This is a genomic window from Pediococcus ethanolidurans (genome assembly GCF_964062635.1).
Lineage (GTDB): Bacteria > Bacillota > Bacilli > Lactobacillales > Lactobacillaceae > Pediococcus > Pediococcus ethanolidurans.
On the sequence record NZ_OZ061250.1, the window covers coordinates 1,953,014 to 1,972,170 of the forward strand.

The following is a 19,157-nucleotide window of genomic DNA, read 5'->3' on the forward strand; positions in this document are numbered from 1 at the left end:
CACTTACTACTTCTTTTCAACAATTATTAATGGATTAATCCTATCAAATTAACTCTAAAAATGCAAGAAACCTTTTAAAAATCTGATATACTAGAAGCGCATTACGAAACGACAAAGGAGTCATTCATGCAAACTAGCAAACAACATCGAAAATGGTTAGATCTAAGTTTACTTACTGGTATTTTTTTCATTATGATCTTAATTTTAGTTGTAACCAACGCTAACTTAATTCACACGTTTGATCACATAATTGCCGAACTTGTTCAAAACAACCGAACCGCAAGCAAAACACACTTTTTCGTGTTTATAACGACCCTTGGTAATCCCCTTCCTAATATTGGCTTCACGCTTATTTTGGTTGACTGGTTAGTTTACAGCAAATATTATCGACTTTTAAGCTTTGCTGCTCTCAGTATTTTACTTGGAACTTTAGGAAATTCAGCCATTAAGTTACTTATTCAAAGACCTAGACCATTACATAAATTAATTTCAATTGGTGGTTATAGTTTTCCAAGCGGTCATTCAACGAGCTCAATTATCCTGTTAAGTGTTTTGATGATCATTACGGCAAATTTAGTCAGGCACAAATGGCAGCGCATTTTAATTGATCTTTTGGCCATTATCATGATTTTATTAATCGGTTTATCAAGAATCTATTTAAATGTGCATTACCCTAGTGACGTATTGGGCGGTTATCTATTTGGCATAACGATTGTCTTAATAACGGATTATTTAATTTTACCAATCAAAACGGAGGACGAAAATAAATGAATTTAGAATCTGCATTACGTTATAGTCATACTTTACTTGACCAGGTGGTTCAACCGGGAGACACTGTGGTTGACGCAACGGTTGGTAACGGAAACGACACTATTTATTTGGCAAGCGCCGTAGGTAAAAATGGGCGTGTCTACGGATTTGACGTGCAAGCTGCCGGTTTAGCAGCTACGAAAACTCAACTTGTTTTAACTGGTTTAAGTTTGCAAACTAGCCTCATTCACGATGGCCATGAACATTTATTAAAACATCTCCCTGAAAATACACAAATTTCGGCTGCTATCTTTAATCTTGGTTACTTGCCCGGGAGTGATAAATCTATTATTACCCATGCCAAAACTACCATCTCTGCAATCAAACAATGTCTGCAAATCCTGCAACGAGGCGGATTAGTAATTTTGGTGAGTTACTATGGTCATCCAGGTGGCAAGGACGAACTAAGAGAATTACAAACCTTTTTACATCAAATACCGCAAAAGCAGTTTCAAGTTTTAAACTATCAATTTATTAATCAGCAAAACAATCCACCAATTTTATTTGCCATTCAAAAACGTTAAAAAATTGCCTTCTAAACATCGTTTAAGTGTTCAGAGGGCAGTTTTTAGATAGTTTCTAAAGGTTGAAAGTATCAAGATCACTTCAATAACTGCTGTTAAACGACTTAGACTCCAAAAAACAGTTTAACTGCCGTCCTGCGGCTCACTCGGTCTGGAAGACGGCATTTTAATCTAATTTTGTTACCTATGAACATTTTTGTGTCAGGCAATTAGATACATTTTTGTGCTTTCAACCTTTAGATAGTTTGCTTTTTTCGATGATCCACCGCATTAATCACAATGGCCAAAATAATCAAACAAACTCCGGCTAAATAAATATTATGCAGTGCTTGATATAAAATGGTTCTTAACGTTGGTAATAGTTTTGCTTGTAATGATGAGGCTGTTTGTGGATTAATTAACTTGTTCATCATCCCTAAATTCAAATTATTATGTTGCGCAATACCACTGTTCATTGTGCCATTCATGATAATACCAAAAATAGACATCATTATAGTCTGTCCCAGTGTTCGTGCAAGGGTATTAAAGGAAGTGGCAACCCCCATATCTTTAGCTTCAACCAATCGTTGTGACGTAACTGTTGTTGAAGTAATGGTAATTCCGAATGCAACACCTAACACGGTGGAAATCACAAAGAACAGCCAAAACGGCGTGGTCTGTGGTAACAACGCCAACCAAGAACTACCAATCAGTAATAAAGCCAAACTAATCATCAAAGTCTGTTTAGGGGTAAGTTTGAGAATAAATTTACCTGCTAAGAATGAACCAAAAATCCACATTACTGAACTTGGTGTTACTGCAAAACCGGCTAACGAAGCTGGTAATCCCAGTAACCCTTGTGTCCAAGTTGGAATATAAACTTCAAAACCGATTAAAAAACCTGATACTAACATGGTAGCTACATTTTGAGTGATAAACGTGCGATTCTTAAATAATTTTAACGAAATAATTGGATCATCCGCTTTTTGTTCTCGTTTAATAAATAGAAAAATAGCAATAACAGTTACTGCAAAACAAGTTTCAACCGTTTCCCATGTAAAGCTCGTTTCACCAAGCACTTGAAAGCCGTACATTAAGCTAAGTAACGCAATCGTCAGCCAAAGTGTCCCTAAATAATCAATTTTAGCTGAAATTGTTCGCGCATCTTCATGAAGATATAGTGCAATCATGGCTACAGTTATCAAGCCAATCGGAATATTAATAAAAAATACCCAGTGCCATGTTAATTGATCAACAATAAAACCACCTAATAATGGTGCCACAATGGCTGCAATCCCCCATGCTGCGCCATTTAATCCCATGACGCGTGCACGTTTTTCAAATGGATAAATATCAGCAATAATGGTGTTAGCAACTGGCATGATACACCCTGCACCAACCCCTTGTAACGCTCGCCAGCTAATCAGTGTTGGCATTGAATTGGCAGTTCCACTTAAAGTTGAACCAATAATAAAAATAAGAATACCAATGATAAATATTCGTTTGCGTCCAAAAAGATCTGCCAACTTTCCGTAAATTGGTGTGGCAACTGCATTTGTTAATAAATAAATTGAAACTATCCAGTTCATTAAATTAACGCCATGAAGATCACCAACTATTGTTGGCATTGCAGTCGAGACAATGGTTCCCTCTACGGCCGTTAAAAATGTCGCTACAAAAATAGCAATTGTGACCAACGTAACGTTTGTTTTTTTCGCTGTCATTATCCACTCTCCATCTAAAAAATCTCTTCCACTTAATTTGCAGAAGAGATTTTATTCATCATCATTACTTCAATAATGCTTTTAATTCATCAACTTTATCAGTGTGTTCCCATGGTAAATCAATATCCGTACGGCCAAAGTGTCCGTAAGCGGCTGTTTTCTTATAAATTGGTCGTTGTAAATCTAACATTTTAATGATTCCAGCTGGTCGAAGGTCAAACACCTTTCGAATAGCAGCAGCAAGTTTTTCCTCAGAAACACTTCCTGTCCCAAACGTATCAACTGAAACTGAAACCGGTTGGGCAACGCCAATCGCATAAGCTAACTGAACTTCAACTTTATGAGCAAAACCTGCAGCCACGATATTCTTGGCAATGTAACGAGCTGCATAACTGGCAGAACGATCAACCTTTGTAGCGTCTTTTCCTGAGAAAGCACCACCACCATGCCGTGCAAAACCACCATAAGTATCCACAATGATCTTTCGACCTGTTAATCCGGCATCACCTTGTGGACCACCGATGACGAAACGACCCGTTGGATTAATAAAATATTTAGTTTTATCATCAAGTAGGTTCGCCGGAATCACAGGTTTAATAATATGCTCAACAACATCTTTTCGAATTGTCTCCAACAACACATTAGGATCATGTTGTGTACTTAAAACAACGGTATCGACGCGAACTGGTTTTTCGTTATCGTCATATTCAACGGTAACTTCAGCTTTTGCATCAGGTCGTAAATACTGTAGCTCGCCAGATTTGCGAACTGCGGCTGTTTTTTGCATCAAGTGATGACTTAACATAATTGGTAATGGCATTAGTTCAGGTGTTTCATCGATCGCAAAACCAAACATAAGGCCCTGATCACCAGCACCGATCTTGTCTAATGGATCTTCATCGCCTTCACGATTTTCCAAAGAATCATCGACACCTTGGGCAATATCTGGTGACTGCTCATCAATTGCAACCATAACAGCACAATTATCACCATCAAAACCATATTCACCATCTTTATAGCCAATATCTTTGATAGTTTGACGAACAGTTTTTTGAATATCAACGTAAGCTGTCGTACTAATCTCACCCACAACAACTACTAAACCAGTTGTAACGGTAGTTTCGCAGGCAACGCGGGCCTGTGGATCTTGTGCTAACATCGCGTCTAAAATTGCATCACTAATTTGATCCGCAATTTTATCTGGATGTCCTTCTGAAACTGATTCAGAAGTAAATAAATGTCTTTCTTGCATGTGAAAATTTCCCCCTTATTAATAACGGTTACAAGGCATCTTTGCTATAAAGGCAAATCCTTTCGGGAACAAAATTACGTTTGTTCGATTGTTATAACCCGTGCTTTATAACTCTCAAACTTTCCATGATCGCTTTATTATTAGACTGTAATCATTCTGACAATATTCTTGATCACGAAAAATTTGAAAGCCATCTTAACAATCTTATCACAAATGAAAATCCTTTAAAAGTCGGATTTTAGTTGACGTTTAACAAAACTTTGTTTACGATTGAAGTATTTCACATAGGAGAACTAACAATGCAAAATATACGTTTAACTAATGTAAATAAACAAACATTGTTTCCATTGATTCTTACGGCAGTTCAAACATTCATAACCTGGTTTGTACCGACTCTTTATAGTCACCAGCTCAATACAAATATACAGCATACCGTTAGCAATCAAGTTTTAATTGTACTGTTTGTTTTTATGTTCAACTTTCTTATCTTTGATCGTTTTACAAATAAAATATCCGCTCCAATTTTTTTAGGCATGTCCGGAATTGCCGTTTTAATTGCAGCCTTAGCCTTTTCAAGCATTTCACCAACAATTAGCCTATTACTTTTTTTGAGTTTACTTACGCTAGTAACGTTTTTTCTCTCTTTCAAAACTAACTGGGCAGGGTTAGTTTTATTTACGGTCAGTTCGGAATTTATCTTGCCAGAAATTTTGTTTTATATACAGTGTGGCTTTTTATCTACGAATTTTCTATCAATTTTAAGTATTCCAACTTTAAGTTTTGCTTTTTTCTTCCTGCCGCAATTTATTAAGGATTCTAACTTTAGTATAATTATTCGCTTGGTTTTAGGCGTGCTGTGCATCCTTCTTTTATTAATGACCCATTTCACCACATTTGGATTGGCCTCAATGGCACTCATTATTATTTCTGCAATTTTGCAACAATTTTTAAAACAACGAAAACTTCAGCTCATTATCAATGTTTTTTTAAATCTAGTTTTTAACCTACTATTCTTTCTGTAATCCATAGCTCACTAACTACTTTTTATCATCGATAGTGAGTTTTTTTCTTTCTATTTTTTAATTTCTTCATAAGATTTAATTAAATAATTCAGACTCTCTCAATATCATTCGCTGATCCGGAACTCGCGCCCCGTTCCAGACCATGCGAGCCGCAGAACGGCAGTTAAACTATTTTTTGAAGTTTAAGTCATTTAACAGCAGTTATTAAAGTGATTGTGATACTTTCAACCTTTACGTTCCAGTTCAAATTTGCTGGAAAACGGCAGTTTAATCTAATTTTGTTACCTTGATTGTTTTTATATCAGGCAACGAGATGTATTTTTGTAGTTTTAAACTTTAGATTTTCAATGGTATTCTCTCTATAATGTTTGGCTCTATATTTTTTTCTGTTGATAGATTACTAATATGATAATCCAGTAACAGAATTTTTTTGTAAACAAAAAAAACCGATATGATTTCTCATATCAGCGTAAATTTAACAGTTAAGAACGATCACTTTGCGTGACGGTTCCAACGAGACTCGAACTCGTGATCTCCTGCGTGACAGGCAGGCGTCCTAAACCAACTAGACCATGGAACCATAATTGCGGGAGCAGGGTTTGAACCTGCGACCTTCGGGTTATGAGCCCGACGAGCTACCAGACTGCTCCATCCCGCGATAATATATAAATGAAAATGACCCGTACGGGATTCGAACCCATGTTACTGCCGTGAAAGGGCAGTGTCTTAAACCACTTGACCAACGGGTCATAAAACAACGGAGAAGGAGGGATTTGAACCCTCGCGCCGCTTACGCGACCTATACCCTTAGCAGGGGCACCTCTTCAGCCACTTGAGTACTTCTCCAATGGGCCTAAATGGACTTGAACCATCGACCTCACGCTTATCAGGCGTGCGCTCTAAACCAGCTGAGCTATAGGCCCATCATATAAAAAAGCGGGTGACGAGAATCGGACTCGCGACAACAGCTTGGAAGGCTGTGATTTTACCACTAAACTACACCCGCAGAACTATATTAGAGATGGCGCGGGACGGAATCGAACCGCCGACACACGGAGCTTCAATCCGTTGCTCTACCAACTGAGCTACCGAGCCATTAACGGTTCCAACGAGACTCGAACTCGTGATCTCCTGCGTGACAGGCAGGCGTCCTAAACCAACTAGACCATGGAACCATAATTGCGGGAGCAGGGTTTGAACCTGCGACCTTCGGGTTATGAGCCCGACGAGCTACCAGACTGCTCCATCCCGCGATAATCAAAAAGGAGGATGAGAGATTCGAACTCTCGCGTGGTTTGACCCACCTGACGGTTTTCAAGACCGTTCCCTTCAGCCAGACTTGGGTAATCCTCCATTACAATATACGGTTTTCATTGTCCACTAATATATCTTTAAAACACATTAGATGGACCTTGTAGGACTCGAACCTACGACCGAACGGTTATGAGCCGTCTGCTCTAACCAACTGAGCTAAAGGTCCAAGTTCGTATATTAAAACCTATCGCGGCGGGGGGGATCGAACCCTCGACCTCCCGGGTATGAACCGGACGCTCTAGCCAGCTGAGCTACACCGCGATCTAAATTGACTTAAATGCATAAAAAAACATTTAATCGGGAAAACAGGATTCGAACCTGCGACCCCCTGGTCCCAAACCAGGTGCTCTACCAAGCTGAGCTATTTCCCGAAAATGCACCCAGTAGGAGTCGAACCTACAACCTTCTGATTCGTAGTCAGACACTCTATCCAATTGCGCTATGGGTGCTTATTAAAATGCCGAGGACCGGGATCGAACCGGTACGGTCATCACTGACCGCAGGATTTTAAGTCCTGTGCGTCTGCCAATTCCGCCACCCCGGCAACGTTTGTAGTAAAAACTACAAAGCGGAAGACGGGATTCGAACCCGCGACCCCCACCATGGCAAGGTGATGTTCTACCACTGAACTACTTCCGCATAATTACAAAATGCCGACTAGAGGATTCGAACCTCCGACCCCCTGTTTACAAGACAGATGCTCTGCCAACTGAGCTAAGTCGGCATCATTTTATAATTAACTATGAAATTCTTATTGACATTTAGTGTCAATGAGCCGTGGCAGCCTCGAACTGCCGACCCTCTGATTAAAAGTCAGATGCTCTACCAACTGAGCTAACGGCTCAAATGGAGGATACAGGGCTCGAACCTGTGACCCTCTGCTTGTAAGGCAGACGCTCTCCCAACTGAGCTAATCCTCCATTATTCGCATGGCAACGTCCTACCCTCGCAGGGAGCGATCCCCCAACTACTCTCGGCGCTAAGAAGCTTAACTTCTGTGTTCGACATGGGAACAGGTGTATCCTTCTCGCTATCGCCACCACACTTCTCCGATCCACCTTCGTGGCTCGTGTGAAAGAAATTTATTCTCTCAAAACTAAATAATATCGAATCCTTCTCTTTGAGAACACCACTTTGTGGTTAAGTCCTCGACCGATTAGTATTGGTCCGCTCCATGTATCACTACACTTCCACTCCCAACCTATCTACCTGATCATCTCTCAGGGGTCTTACTTCCATAAATGGAATGGGAAATCTCATCTTGAGGCGAGTTTCACACTTAGATGCTTTCAGCGTTTATCTCATCCATACATAGCTACCCAGCGATGCTCCTGGCGGAACAACTGGTACACCAGCGGTATGTCCATCCCGGTCCTCTCGTACTAAGGACAGATCCTCGCAAATTTCCTACGCCCGCGACGGATAGGGACCGAACTGTCTCACGACGTTCTGAACCCAGCTCGCGTACCGCTTTAATGGGCGAACAGCCCAACCCTTGGGACCGACTACAGCCCCAGGATGCGATGAGCCGACATCGAGGTGCCAAACCTCCCCGTCGATGTGAACTCTTGGGGGAGATAAGCCTGTTATCCCCAGGGTAGCTTTTATCCGTTGAGCGATGGCCCTTCCATACGGTACCACCGGATCACTAAGCCCGACTTTCGTCCCTGCTCGACCTGTCTGTCTCGCAGTCAAGCTCTCTTCTGCCTTTACACTCAGCGAATGATTTCCAACCATTCTGAGAGAACCTTTGGGCGCCTCCGTTACTCTTTAGGAGGCGACCGCCCCAGTCAAACTGCCCACCTGACACTGTCTTCCGCCACGCTTAGTGGCGCGAGTTAGAGGGTTCATACAGCGAGGGTAGTATCCCACCAACGCCTCCACCGAAACTAGCGTTCCGGTTTCTATGGCTCCTACCTATCCTGTACAAGCTGTACAAACACTCAATATCAAGCTACAGTAAAGCTCCATGGGGTCTTTCCGTCCTGTCGCGGGTAACCCGCATCTTCACGGGTATTATAATTTCACCGAGTCTCTCGTTGAGACAGTGCCCAGATCGTTACGCCTTTCGTGCGGGTCGGAACTTACCCGACAAGGAATTTCGCTACCTTAGGACCGTTATAGTTACGGCCGCCGTTTACTGGGGCTTCATTTCAAAGCTTCGCCGAAGCTAACTCATTCACTTAACCTTCCAGCACCGGGCAGGCGTCAGCCCCTATACGTCATCTTACGATTTTGCAGAAACCTGTGTTTTTGATAAACAGTCGCCTGGGCCTATTCACTGCGGCTGATCTTGCGATCAGCACCCCTTCTTCCGAAGTTACGGGGTCATTTTGCCGAGTTCCTTAACGAGAGTTCTCTCGCTCACCTGAGGATACTCTCCTCGACTACCTGTGTCGGTTTGCGGTACGGGTAGTTAAACTCTAACTAGAAGCTTTTCTCGGCAGTGTGACATCAGGAACTTCGTTACTTTAAATTTCACTCCCCATCACAGCTTGTCCTTAAGACTGAAAGCATTTAACTCTCAATCAGACTTGCTGCTTGGGCGCACATATCCAACCGTGCGCATTCCTTAGCCTCCTGCGTCCCTCCATTGTTCAAACAAGTTTAACTAGTACAGGAATCTCAACCTGTTATCCATCGTCTACGCCTCTCGGCCTCGACTTAGGTCCCGACTAACCCTGGGTGGACGAGCCTTCCCCAGGAAACCTTAGTCATTCGGTGGACAGGATTCTCACCTGTCTTTCGCTACTCATACCGGCATTCTCACTTCTAAGCGCTCCAACAGTCCTCACGGTCTGCCTTCGTTGCCCTTAGAACGCTCTCCTATCACGCCACCTTACGGTGGCATCCACAGTCTCGGTAATATGTTTAAGCCCCGGTACATTTTCGGCGCAGAATCACTCGACTAGTGAGCTATTACGCACTCTTTAAATGATGGCTGCTTCTGAGCCAACATCCTAGTTGTCTATGCAACTCCACATCCTTTTCCACTTAACATATATTTAGGGACCTTAACTGGTGGTCTGGGCTGTTCCCCTTTCGACGATGGATCTTATCACTCACCGTCTGACTCCCGGACATAAATCAATGGCATTCGGAGTTTATCTGAATTCAGTAACCCAAGACGGGCCCCTAGTCCAAACAGTGGCTCTACCTCCATGATCCTTAATCCGAGGCTAGCCCTAAAGCTATTTCGGAGAGAACCAGCTATCTCCAAGTTCGTTTGGAATTTCACCGCTACCCACACCTCATCTCAGCACTTTTCAACGTACACGAGTTCGGTCCTCCAGTGCGTTTTACCGCACCTTCAACCTGGACATGGGTAGGTCACTTGGTTTCGGGTCTACATCTACATACTCAGTCGCCCTATTCAGACTCGCTTTCGCTGCGGCTCCGTTTTTTCAACTTAACCTGGCATGTAAACGTAACTCGCCGGTTCATTCTACAAAAGGCACGCCATCACCCCTTAACGGGCTCTGACTTCTTGTAGGCACATGGTTTCAAGAACTGTTTCACTCCCCTTCCGGGGTGCTTTTCACCTTTCCCTCACGGTACTGGTTCACTATCGGTCACTAGGGAGTATTTAGCCTTGGGAGATGGTCCTCCCGGATTCCGACGGAGTTACACGTGTTCCGCCGTACTCAGGATCCTGAACTGAGGGATCTTCATTTTGCCTACGGGGCTATCACCCGCTCTGGCCAGTCTTCCCAGACTGTTCGGCTATGAAAATCTTTGGTAACTCAAATGTTCAGTCCTACAACCCCAGGAAGCAAGCTTCCTGGTTTGGGCTGTTCCCCGTTCGCTCGCCGCTACTTAGGGAATCGATATTTCTTTCTCTTCCTGCGGGTACTGAGATGTTTCAGTTCCCCGCGTCTACCTCCAACCACGTTATGTATTCACGTGGTGGTAACAACGGATTAATGTTGTTGGGTTTCCCCATTCGGAAATCTCCGGATCAAAGCTTACTTACAGCTCCCCGAAGCATATCGGTGTTAGTCCCGTCCTTCATCGGCTCCTAGTACCAAGGCATTCACCATGCGCCCTTTATAACTTAACCTAACTTTACCTGCGGTAAAGTGGTCTTGAGTTTAGCGATTATTTTTTGAACTAATCTTGTTTTAAAACTCTATAAAACGCAGTGTTCTCGGTTTAATTACATTATAATAAATAATTAAAATTAGAAAATTTTTCGATATTATTTAGTTTTCAAAGAACAAGTTTTGAGAGTAAACCTCTCAAAACTAAACAAAGTTTCGACAATGTGTAGGTTTCCGTTTCTAAATATCCTTAGAAAGGAGGTGATCCAGCCGCAGGTTCTCCTACGGCTACCTTGTTACGACTTCACCCCAATCATCTGTCCCACCTTAGACGGCTAGCTCCCGAAGGTTACTCCACCGGCTTTGGGTGTTACAAACTCTCATGGTGTGACGGGCGGTGTGTACAAGGCCCGGGAACGTATTCACCGCGGCATGCTGATCCGCGATTACTAGCGATTCCAACTTCGTGCAGGCGAGTTGCAGCCTGCAGTCCGAACTGAGAACGGTTTTAAGAGATTAGCTAAACCTCGCGGTCTCGCAACTCGTTGTACCGTCCATTGTAGCACGTGTGTAGCCCAGGTCATAAGGGGCATGATGATTTGACGTCGTCCCCACCTTCCTCCGGTTTGTCACCGGCAGTCTCACTAGAGTGCCCAACTTAATGCTGGCAACTAATAATAAGGGTTGCGCTCGTTGCGGGACTTAACCCAACATCTCACGACACGAGCTGACGACAACCATGCACCACCTGTCATTCCGTCCCCGAAGGGAACGCCTAATCTCTTAGGTTAGCAGAAGATATCAAGACCTGGTAAGGTTCTTCGCGTAGCTTCGAATTAAACCACATGCTCCACCGCTTGTGCGGGCCCCCGTCAATTCTTTTGAGTTTCAACCTTGCGGTCGTACTCCCCAGGCGGAATGCTTAATGCGTTAGCTGCAGCACTGAAGGGCGGAAACCCTCCAACACTTAGCATTCATCGTTTACGGCATGGACTACCAGGGTATCTAATCCTGTTCGCTACCCATGCTTTCGAGCCTCAGCGTCAGTTGCAGACCAGAGAGCCGCCTTCGCCACTGGTGTTCTTCCATATATCTACGCATTTCACCGCTACACATGGAGTTCCACTCTCCTCTTCTGCACTCAAGTCTCCCAGTTTCCAATGCACTTCTTCGGTTAAGCCGAAGGCTTTCACATTAGACTTAAAAGACCGCCTGCGCTCGCTTTACGCCCAATAAATCCGGATAACGCTTGCCACCTACGTATTACCGCGGCTGCTGGCACGTAGTTAGCCGTGGCTTTCTGGTTGGATACCGTCACTGCATGAGCAGTTACTCTCACACACGTTCTTCTCCAACAACAGAGTTTTACGACCCGAAAGCCTTCATCACTCACGCGGCGTTGCTCCATCAGACTTGCGTCCATTGTGGAAGATTCCCTACTGCTGCCTCCCGTAGGAGTCTGGGCCGTGTCTCAGTCCCAATGTGGCCGATTACCCTCTCAGGTCGGCTACGTATCACTGCCTTGGTGAGCCTTTATCTCACCAACTAGCTAATACGCCGCGGGTCCATCCAGAAGTGATAGCCGAAGCCATCTTTTAAAAATCAACCATGCGGTTAATTTTGTTATGCGGTATTAGCATCTGTTTCCAGGTGTTATCCCCCGCTTCTGGGCAGGTTACCCACGTGTTACTCACCCGTTCGCCACTCACTTTATAGTTAAAATCATCTTCGATGCAAGCATCTCAAAATCAATTAACGAAAGTGCGTTCGACTTGCATGTATTAGGCACGCCGCCAGCGTTCATCCTGAGCCAAGATCAAACTCTCATATTATACTTGAGTTTTAACAAGCTCATTTGTTGTTTCATTGTTTAAAGCGAATTGACTTCGCAAATTGTTTGCTTCAAAATTTTCATTTGAAGACCCTACACATTTTGTTTCGTCGAAACTTTGTTCAGTTTTCAAAGGTCTACTATGTCGCAGTTGGAAGCGCTAAACGTCTCAACGCAACTATTTAACTTTATCATCTGTTTTTGTAAAAGTCAACAACCAAATTCAACTTTTTAAAAACATTTGATTATCATTTTCAGAAGCAACGTCTCTCAAAACGACCTTGAACATCATATCAAGTAATCCGGCTACGGTCAAGCCTAAATCTTTCAAATTTTTTAAGTCAGCTTTCAAAGCTCTTGTCTCCCTTGACATAGAGCTGTTTTTATTTTTTTGAGATAGATAGCAAAACCGTCCTTTCAAATGAAAGGACGGCTTATAAATTACCACTATACTTTTTTACAACCGTTCGATTTAATTTGTCTGGTCTCGTCACCAACGCAAATATTCCACCAAACATACCAAAGTAATAAGTTAATAAACGCCAAATTAGCATTGCAAGAACTAACTTACTATTACTGTGAATAAAACTGGAGAACAAGACATCAAAACTATATTCTGCGCCACCCGAACCACCAGGAATCGGGAAAATAGAGATTACCATCACAATCAAAACATGTAATGAAGTTACCATAATGATATTTATACCAGTATAGCCAAGCGACAACATAATATAGTATGGGACTAAGTAGTAAAACAGCAACTGAAAAAAGGTCATTACAAAAACTTTAATCAGTAATTTCCACTGCGATTTAATGCGGACACTTTCCAAATAAAAAGTATCTACCTTTTTATCAAGTGAAACTTTCCACTTATCATAACGATCTTTCTTCACAAACCAACCAATTGGAATCATGATCCAACTAATTAATTTTTTTGTAAAACCATGCCAGTACATGACCAGCAACAATCCAATAATAACTGCAAAGTGAATAAGAAAGCCAAATACCACAAATAAAGACAAATAACTCATTTTTTCAGCAATATAGTTAAATCCAATCAACAAACTAAACATAAAGTTAATCACTATCATTGCTTGAAAAACCACAAATTTCATTAAAAGGACCGAACTTGCTCTACCAGCTTCAACACCGCTTTGCATTAATGCCACTAGCTGTGCCGGCTGTCCTCCTGATGAAAAAGGTGTAATTCCATTAAATAACTGTTCAATCAAAGGAATCCGAATTGCATCCCGGATGGAAAATCTATCCCCGTTACTGACAACAAACATTTTGGTAATCACGGCTTCAATCCCAAAATAAAGTAACATACAAATTACGGCAACCAATAACCACTGAACATGAATATGCACAATGTCATGCAGCAATTGATTTAAATTGACATTTCGCAACGAAAAAGCAAAAATACCGACTCCTAAAGCCAGCATAATTACGAGTACAATTTTATTTCTCTTTGACATTGATTTAGCCCTCTCTTGCCTGACGCATATAAAAGCCATGCCAGATATTTGCTAAATGCGCTTCCGAGTACTGTTCTGATGCTTCATTGGATTTTTCACGAAGTTTCGCTAACGCAGCCGGATTTTTAGAAAGATACTCAATTTGTTTCTGCATATCCGTAACATCTTTTGCTGGATCGTAATAGCCTTCAATAATGGCATGATACAAGTCTAAGTCACGAAGCAGAACCGGTGTCCCGCAACTAAAAGCTTCTAACACCGACATCGGAAATAATTCATTATATGAGGGAAGTAAAAAGAGATTAGCAACGTTATAGTAATTTACTAACTTCTCCCGATCAACAATTCCCGTAAACTTCAGGTTTGCAGGCGGGTTGTCTACCACTTTTTTTAATTCTGTGTAACCATCTGTCATTCGACCAAAAGAAAAGCCTCCAGCCCAAATAAAAAGGATGTCTGGATTATCTTTTGCGAGTTTAATAAAGTCTTTAACGCCTTTTCGTTCTTGAACTTGGCCAATTCCCAAGATCACAAATTTATGTTCGTCAATATGCATTTGTGCTCGTAATTCTTTTTTCTCTGCCAAATTCATTTCATAAAATTCACTCTTATGCACAAAGTTAGGAATATAAGTTATCTTGTCTTCGGGAATTCCATAAGCCGTTAATTTAGGAATAAAGGTTGGATTAACTACCACAATATGATCCATCCGTTTATAGAACGCAATTATATATTTATAAAAAATACCCCGAAACGGTTGTGGAATCTTTAGACTTCCGTCAATCGTCTCAGGCAAAAAATGGACATAACCAATCTTTCTACCTCTGCCTGGCATAAACGTCGACAAGTAGAACTGTGGGTCTATCGTATGATAATGACTAATTTCAGAGCGACTATATTTATTGATACTTATTTTAAATTCATCCGGGAAATGTGTCTTGAGCAATGAAACCAATTCTTCATATGCGCTACCTACACCTTGACCCTTAACTTTTGTTGCTGAAGAAAACATATTAATTCGCAAATCTTTTCCCCCTTAGTCAGAAAAGCTTGAAGACTCTTCTCGATCTGCATATAAAACTAGTGAATCTTTGTAGAAATCGACAACCTGTTTACCAAAATGATCCGCTGAAATATCATAAAGTTTGCGTTCCCGTGGTTCTGGATCCTCAAAACTAACCGGATGGGTTAAATAGTTTTCCGCAAAATGAATGAATTGTTTCTCAGTTTCAAAGGTAACACCCAAAGAAGGATCATCTAACAATTGATCTGTATATGGACTAGATTTAACAACTACTTTGAGTCCAGCCGCAAGTGCCTCAATATAGGTTAAACCTTGCGATTCTGAATCTGATGCAGAAACAAATAGATCTGCCATTTGATAATAGCGATAAACAATATCATTATTAATTTCACCGGTAAACCTAACATGATCGGTAATACCTAAGCTCTTTGTTTGTTGTTCCAAACTTTCTCGTGCTGGACCATCCCCAACAATTACCAATAAACTATCGGGAACCTTCTTTAAAATTTCGGGAAATGTTTTAATAACTTCTTGAATATTTTTTTCATATGCTAAGCGGCTTAAAGAAAGTAAAATTTTCTTTTCTTTAGGAAAGCCGTACTTTTTTCGCCAATCAATTTCTTCGTGTTGTGCATAATGATTCACATTAACACCAGTTGGAATGACGCGAATTGGTGCCTTCACACCGTAACCATTCAAGGTTTTGATCACACGTTCACTTGGTGCAATAACCCCAGTCAAATGATAGCAAAAAGCGCGTGTTCCTTGTTTAACATGATAAGGTCGCAGCAAATGACCATTTGCCACATAATGTAAATAGTCTTCATACATTGTGTGATAAGTATGCACACAAGGAATTTTTAAATTTTTAGCAACAAATTTTCCAATCCAGCCTAAAGAAAACTCAGTCTGAGTATGAACAATATCTAAATTTAATTCTTTTGCAACTTGATAAGCCTTGAACAAACCGCTCACAGCTATTCTTCGATCTGTAAAAGAAACAAAAGGAATGCTTGGAAAACGGAAAATATTTCTCTCATACACATTTTTATCCACTTTGGGATCTGTTGTGGTAAAAATGTACACTTGATGCCCCTGTTTTTCGAGTTGCTCTCTCAGTGTTTTAATGGATGTTGCGACACCACTCACCTGCGGGTAATATGTATCTGTAAAAATTCCTATATTCACAAGTATCCTCCCAAAAAAACTATCTACTTAATCAAGTTTAATTATATTGGTTTCATACGCGTTATGCAAACAACTCTAATATTTAATCCTACTCTGACAAAAATTCAAGTAAAAGCTGATTAAATTTTTCTGATTGTTCTGCCATAACAATATGACCACTTTCATTCACAACTTTAGTTCTTATCTTAGAATTTAATTTTTGAACTTCAAAACCAAAACGATAATCGAAATAAGGACTTTGTTTTCCAACTACCAACAGCATCGGAATTGATAACCGTCTTAACACATCACGCCAATCTTGAACTGCGTGATTAATTAAAAGCTCGTAATCCAGCCTGCTATCAAAAGGATGACTTTCCGTCACTTTTTTAACAAGGATAAAGGTGTCATCATCAATATGTTTAAATGTTGATGAGCCCAGTGGCTGTTGTAACCGTTGTTTGAAGTTTTGCCAATTTAGACCTTTAAAACCAAAATACCAATCGTGATCATTAATCATTTTTGGTGATTGATCAACTACCACCACTCGCTTAATTTGGTTACTCGAATACAAAGACAAATAGGCATAAACAACCGCCCCGCCCATCGAGTTACCTACTAAGATTATCTCCGTTAGTTTTAGTAACAAACACAATTCATGCACATCTGCGGCTAATCGTGAAACACGTAACCCCCAATTGACATGTTGTGACACTCCCTGATTGCGGAAGTCCATGGTCACAACTCGATAATTATGCTGAATCAACGCTAATTTTTGTCGATGCCAAATTTCTTTTGATCCACCGAAACCAGTCAAAAAAACGATTACCGGACCCGATCCTTCATCTTCATAATTTATCTTTACTTCGTCACTTGTCTTAAAATACATTCTTCTTACCTCATTGTTTAATCGGTTTTAGTATACCAAAAAAATCTCCTCAGGATTCTATGATCCGAGGAGATTTATACAAATCTAAATTTTGTTACTTAAGGGCATCGTTAACGAGTTTAATTACATCATCATTAGTTTCTGCTTCAGTAACAGCTTTTTCAGCTAATTTCTTCATTTCTTTAGTGTCAAGACGTTTCATCAATGAACGTGTCTTCAAAACTGAAGTTGCACTCATTGAGAATTCATCCAAACCAAGTCCCATTAAAATTGGAACAGCAGTCTGATCGCCGGCCATTTCACCACACATACCAGTCCACTTGCCCTCTTTATGAGAAGCATCAATTGTGTTTTTAATTAAACGCAACAAAGATGGATTGTATGGTTGATACAAGTAAGAAACTTTTTCATTGCCACGATCTGCAGCAAATGAATATTGAATCAAATCGTTTGTACCAATACTAAAGAAGTCAACATATTTTGCCAACTTATCAGCAATCATTGCAGCGGCAGGGATTTCCATCATCATACCAACTTGAATGCCGTCACCAATTTTAGTTCCAGCTTTAACCATCTTCTGTTTTTCATCTTCATAGATAGCTTTAGCCTTCTTAAATTCAGCTACAGTAGCAATCATTGGGAACATGATTGCCAATTTACCATAGGCAGAAGCCCGCAGCAATGCGCGTAACTGAGTTCGGAATAAATCAGTACGATCCAAACTAATACGAATAGCACGATAGCCTAAGAATGGGTTCATTTCTTCTGGAAGTGGTAGGTATGGCAATTGCTTGTCTCCACCAATATCCATCGTTCGAACGACAACTTGTTTGCCCTTCATGCCTTCAACAACTTTTTTATATGCTTCGAATTGGTCATCTTCGCTTGGAAGTTCACTTGCATCCATATACAAGAACTCTGAACGGAATAAGCCAACTGCTTCAGCACCATTATCAACAACACCCTTAATATCATCAGGGGTACCAATGTTAGCAGCTAAATCAAAATGGACGCCATCCTTCGACAATGTTTTTTCATCACGAAGTTTTTCCCATTCAGCTTTTTGAGCCAAAAAGTCTTTTTCCATTTTTTCATACTTAGCAACTTCATCAGCATCTGGATTGACAAGTGCAAGTCCATGCATCCCATCAATAATAACTGTGTCGCCGGCTTTAATATCAGTAGTTGCTTTTTCACTTCCAACAATTGCTGGAATTTCCAAAGTTCGTGACATAATTGCTGAATGAGATGTACGACCACCAATATCTGTAATGAATCCTTTAACATATTTACGATCCAACTGTGCAGTATCGCTTGGTGTCAAATCATGAGCAACAATCACTACTTCTGAGTCAATTAATGCTGGATTAGGCAACTTAACGCCGAGTAAATGACTCAAAACACGCTTAGTTACATCGCGGATATCACCCGCACGTTCTTGCATGTATTGATTATCAGTCATCGCTTCAAACGTTTCAATAAAGCCATCTGTTACATCTTTTAATGCTTGTTCAGCATTTACACTGTCATTTTTGATCTTGTCTTCAATATTACCAATCAATTCTGGATCTGAGAGAATCGTAATGTGAGCCTCAAAAACTTCGGCTTCTTCTTCACCAAGGCTTTTAGCAGTCTTACTTTTAATTAACTCTAGTTCTGCTTTAGATGCATCCAAAGCGTCATGGAGGCGCTTAATCTCAGCATCTGGATTATCAATTGTTTTCTTATCAAATGACAGATCAGGGTCGACAAGCATATATGCTTTCGCAATTGCAACGCCATCACTGGCTGCAATTCCCTTCAATTGTTTTGCCATTAGTCAGAAAGTCCTTCCTTTTTCATTGTATCTGCAAGTGCTTCAATAGCTTCTTTTTCATCGTCACCATCAGCGGATACTGTGACATCAGCATTTTGACCAACACCTAATGACATAACACCCATGATGGACTTCAAGTTAACTGATTTGTCTTTGTATGTTAATTTAACATCAGCATTGAATTTGCTGGCTGCCTGTACTAATAAAGTAGCTGGACGTGCGTGAATACCTGTTTCTGCAATAATATGAAAGTCTCGTGTTTCCATTATAAATCGATCTCCTTTAAA

Annotated in this window: 12 protein-coding genes, 19 tRNA genes, 3 rRNA genes, 1 riboswitch and 1 other annotated feature (1 of these 36 cut by a window edge); of the genes, 3 read left to right on the plus strand and 31 right to left on the minus strand. The window is 41.0% G+C overall.

Annotation, left to right across the window (positions count from 1 at the left end; translation table 11 throughout):
- Window positions 1-29 (minus strand) — a binding site (T-box leader); it reaches 184 nt to the left of the window's first position.
- 97 nt (window positions 30-126) lie between these two features.
- A complete protein-coding gene (locus AB3219_RS09630; protein ID WP_216753558.1) occupies window positions 127-771 on the plus strand; it encodes a phosphatase PAP2 family protein in 645 nt (214 codons plus the stop codon).
- Window positions 768-1,334 carry a class I SAM-dependent methyltransferase gene (locus AB3219_RS09635; protein ID WP_216753559.1) on the plus strand — a complete coding sequence of 189 codons (567 nt, stop codon included), beginning with the start codon at window positions 768-770 and terminating at the stop codon, window positions 1,332-1,334. Before AB3219_RS09630 ends, AB3219_RS09635 begins: the two co-directional genes overlap by 4 nt.
- Before the next feature lie 236 nt (window positions 1,335-1,570).
- Here the strand turns inward: AB3219_RS09635 and AB3219_RS09640 are convergent, their stop codons facing one another.
- Both AB3219_RS09640 and metK read right to left on the minus strand, forming a co-directional pair.
- Complete coding sequence (locus tag AB3219_RS09640; protein ID WP_216762499.1) at window positions 1,571-3,037, minus strand: MDR family MFS transporter; 1,467 nt, start codon at window positions 3,035-3,037, stop codon at window positions 1,571-1,573.
- Window positions 3,038-3,101: 64 nt separating this feature from the next.
- The gene (gene metK / locus AB3219_RS09645) at window positions 3,102-4,289 is read right to left on the minus strand and encodes a methionine adenosyltransferase (RefSeq protein ID WP_216753561.1); all 1,188 of its coding nucleotides are present in this window, start codon (window positions 4,287-4,289) and stop codon (window positions 3,102-3,104) included.
- Window positions 4,287-4,371, minus strand: a riboswitch (SMK box riboswitch). It overlaps the preceding gene by 3 nt.
- A gap of 217 nt (window positions 4,372-4,588) precedes the next feature.
- Here metK and AB3219_RS09650 point away from each other — a divergent pair.
- Complete coding sequence (locus tag AB3219_RS09650) at window positions 4,589-5,311, plus strand: hypothetical protein (RefSeq protein WP_263749499.1); 723 nt, start codon at window positions 4,589-4,591, stop codon at window positions 5,309-5,311.
- A gap of 505 nt (window positions 5,312-5,816) precedes the next feature.
- Here AB3219_RS09650 and AB3219_RS09655 read toward each other — a convergent pair.
- From AB3219_RS09655 to AB3219_RS09795, 29 genes are all read right to left on the minus strand, one after another.
- A tRNA-Asp gene (locus tag AB3219_RS09655) sits at window positions 5,817-5,891 on the minus strand.
- Between the two features lie 4 nt (window positions 5,892-5,895).
- Window positions 5,896-5,969, minus strand: a tRNA-Met gene (locus AB3219_RS09660).
- A gap of 18 nt (window positions 5,970-5,987) precedes the next feature.
- A tRNA-Glu gene (locus tag AB3219_RS09665) sits at window positions 5,988-6,060 on the minus strand.
- Between the two features lie 9 nt (window positions 6,061-6,069).
- A tRNA-Ser gene (locus AB3219_RS09670) sits at window positions 6,070-6,157 on the minus strand.
- A 2-nt stretch (window positions 6,158-6,159) separates the two neighbouring features.
- Window positions 6,160-6,234 (minus strand) — tRNA-Ile (locus AB3219_RS09675).
- A 12-nt stretch (window positions 6,235-6,246) separates the two neighbouring features.
- A tRNA-Gly gene (locus AB3219_RS09680) sits at window positions 6,247-6,317 on the minus strand.
- A 16-nt stretch (window positions 6,318-6,333) separates the two neighbouring features.
- Window positions 6,334-6,406, minus strand: a tRNA-Phe gene (locus tag AB3219_RS09685).
- A 5-nt stretch (window positions 6,407-6,411) separates the two neighbouring features.
- Window positions 6,412-6,486, minus strand: a tRNA-Asp gene (locus AB3219_RS09690).
- Window positions 6,487-6,490: 4 nt separating this feature from the next.
- Window positions 6,491-6,564 (minus strand) — tRNA-Met (locus AB3219_RS09695).
- A gap of 10 nt (window positions 6,565-6,574) precedes the next feature.
- Window positions 6,575-6,664 (minus strand) — tRNA-Ser (locus tag AB3219_RS09700).
- A gap of 53 nt (window positions 6,665-6,717) precedes the next feature.
- Window positions 6,718-6,791 (minus strand) — tRNA-Ile (locus AB3219_RS09705).
- 21 nt (window positions 6,792-6,812) lie between these two features.
- Window positions 6,813-6,886: transfer RNA gene (locus tag AB3219_RS09710), tRNA-Met, on the minus strand.
- A gap of 36 nt (window positions 6,887-6,922) precedes the next feature.
- A tRNA-Pro gene (locus tag AB3219_RS09715) sits at window positions 6,923-6,996 on the minus strand.
- A 4-nt stretch (window positions 6,997-7,000) separates the two neighbouring features.
- Window positions 7,001-7,074: transfer RNA gene (locus AB3219_RS09720), tRNA-Arg, on the minus strand.
- Between the two features lie 9 nt (window positions 7,075-7,083).
- Window positions 7,084-7,169: transfer RNA gene (locus AB3219_RS09725), tRNA-Leu, on the minus strand.
- A 23-nt stretch (window positions 7,170-7,192) separates the two neighbouring features.
- Window positions 7,193-7,264: transfer RNA gene (locus tag AB3219_RS09730), tRNA-Gly, on the minus strand.
- A 12-nt stretch (window positions 7,265-7,276) separates the two neighbouring features.
- Window positions 7,277-7,349, minus strand: a tRNA-Thr gene (locus tag AB3219_RS09735).
- A gap of 47 nt (window positions 7,350-7,396) precedes the next feature.
- Window positions 7,397-7,469 (minus strand) — tRNA-Lys (locus AB3219_RS09740).
- A gap of 3 nt (window positions 7,470-7,472) precedes the next feature.
- Window positions 7,473-7,545: transfer RNA gene (locus tag AB3219_RS09745), tRNA-Val, on the minus strand.
- Between the two features lie 7 nt (window positions 7,546-7,552).
- A 5S ribosomal RNA gene (rrf, locus tag AB3219_RS09750) occupies window positions 7,553-7,669 on the minus strand.
- 92 nt (window positions 7,670-7,761) lie between these two features.
- Window positions 7,762-10,685: ribosomal RNA gene (locus AB3219_RS09755) — 23S ribosomal RNA — on the minus strand.
- 234 nt (window positions 10,686-10,919) lie between these two features.
- A 16S ribosomal RNA gene (locus tag AB3219_RS09760) occupies window positions 10,920-12,497 on the minus strand.
- The 16S, 23S and 5S rRNA genes sit together here with 19 tRNA genes alongside, the layout of an rRNA operon.
- A gap of 222 nt (window positions 12,498-12,719) precedes the next feature.
- Entirely contained in the window at window positions 12,720-12,848 is a 129-nt protein-coding gene (locus AB3219_RS09765; RefSeq protein WP_367369413.1) for a hypothetical protein, read from the minus strand.
- Window positions 12,849-12,930: 82 nt separating this feature from the next.
- Window positions 12,931-13,974, minus strand: coding sequence for a lysylphosphatidylglycerol synthase transmembrane domain-containing protein (locus AB3219_RS09770; protein WP_263749905.1), 1,044 nt, complete (start codon window positions 13,972-13,974; stop codon window positions 12,931-12,933).
- Between the two features lie 4 nt (window positions 13,975-13,978).
- Window positions 13,979-14,986, minus strand: a complete 1,008-nt coding sequence (locus AB3219_RS09775; protein WP_260365300.1) for a glycosyltransferase family 4 protein — start codon at window positions 14,984-14,986, stop codon at window positions 13,979-13,981.
- A gap of 24 nt (window positions 14,987-15,010) precedes the next feature.
- On the minus strand, window positions 15,011-16,186 hold the full coding sequence (locus AB3219_RS09780; protein ID WP_216754551.1) for a glycosyltransferase family 4 protein: 1,176 nt from the start codon (window positions 16,184-16,186) through the stop codon (window positions 15,011-15,013).
- Between the two features lie 88 nt (window positions 16,187-16,274).
- Complete coding sequence (locus AB3219_RS09785; protein WP_216762823.1) at window positions 16,275-17,054, minus strand: alpha/beta fold hydrolase; 780 nt, start codon at window positions 17,052-17,054, stop codon at window positions 16,275-16,277.
- Between the two features lie 94 nt (window positions 17,055-17,148).
- Window positions 17,149-18,870 carry a phosphoenolpyruvate--protein phosphotransferase gene (gene ptsP, locus AB3219_RS09790; RefSeq protein ID WP_216762824.1) on the minus strand — a complete coding sequence of 574 codons (1,722 nt, stop codon included), beginning with the start codon at window positions 18,868-18,870 and terminating at the stop codon, window positions 17,149-17,151.
- Complete coding sequence (locus AB3219_RS09795; protein ID WP_057774159.1) at window positions 18,870-19,136, minus strand: phosphocarrier protein HPr; 267 nt, start codon at window positions 19,134-19,136, stop codon at window positions 18,870-18,872. The genes ptsP and AB3219_RS09795 overlap by 1 nt, the downstream gene beginning before the upstream one ends.
- Window positions 19,137-19,157: the final 21 nt, after the last annotated feature.

Bases quoted from the DNA above. Each gene is read 5' to 3' on its own strand.
- AB3219_RS09630 (WP_216753558.1), top strand. From the start codon at position 127: ATGCAAACTAGCAAACAACATCGAAAATGGTTAGATCTAAGTTTACTT.
- AB3219_RS09635 (WP_216753559.1), top strand. From the start codon at position 768: ATGAATTTAGAATCTGCATTACGTTATAGTCATACTTTACTTGACCAG.
- AB3219_RS09640 (WP_216762499.1), bottom strand. From the start codon at position 3,037: ATGACAGCGAAAAAAACAAACGTTACGTTGGTCACAATTGCTATTTTT.
- metK (WP_216753561.1), bottom strand. From the start codon at position 4,289: ATGCAAGAAAGACATTTATTTACTTCTGAATCAGTTTCAGAAGGACAT.
- AB3219_RS09650 (WP_263749499.1), top strand. From the start codon at position 4,589: ATGCAAAATATACGTTTAACTAATGTAAATAAACAAACATTGTTTCCA.
- AB3219_RS09770 (WP_263749905.1), bottom strand. From the start codon at position 13,974: ATGTCAAAGAGAAATAAAATTGTACTCGTAATTATGCTGGCTTTAGGA.
- AB3219_RS09775 (WP_260365300.1), bottom strand. From the start codon at position 14,986: ATGTTTTCTTCAGCAACAAAAGTTAAGGGTCAAGGTGTAGGTAGCGCA.
- AB3219_RS09785 (WP_216762823.1), bottom strand. From the start codon at position 17,054: ATGTATTTTAAGACAAGTGACGAAGTAAAGATAAATTATGAAGATGAA.
- ptsP (WP_216762824.1), bottom strand. From the start codon at position 18,870: ATGGCAAAACAATTGAAGGGAATTGCAGCCAGTGATGGCGTTGCAATT.
- AB3219_RS09795 (WP_057774159.1), bottom strand. From the start codon at position 19,136: ATGGAAACACGAGACTTTCATATTATTGCAGAAACAGGTATTCACGCA.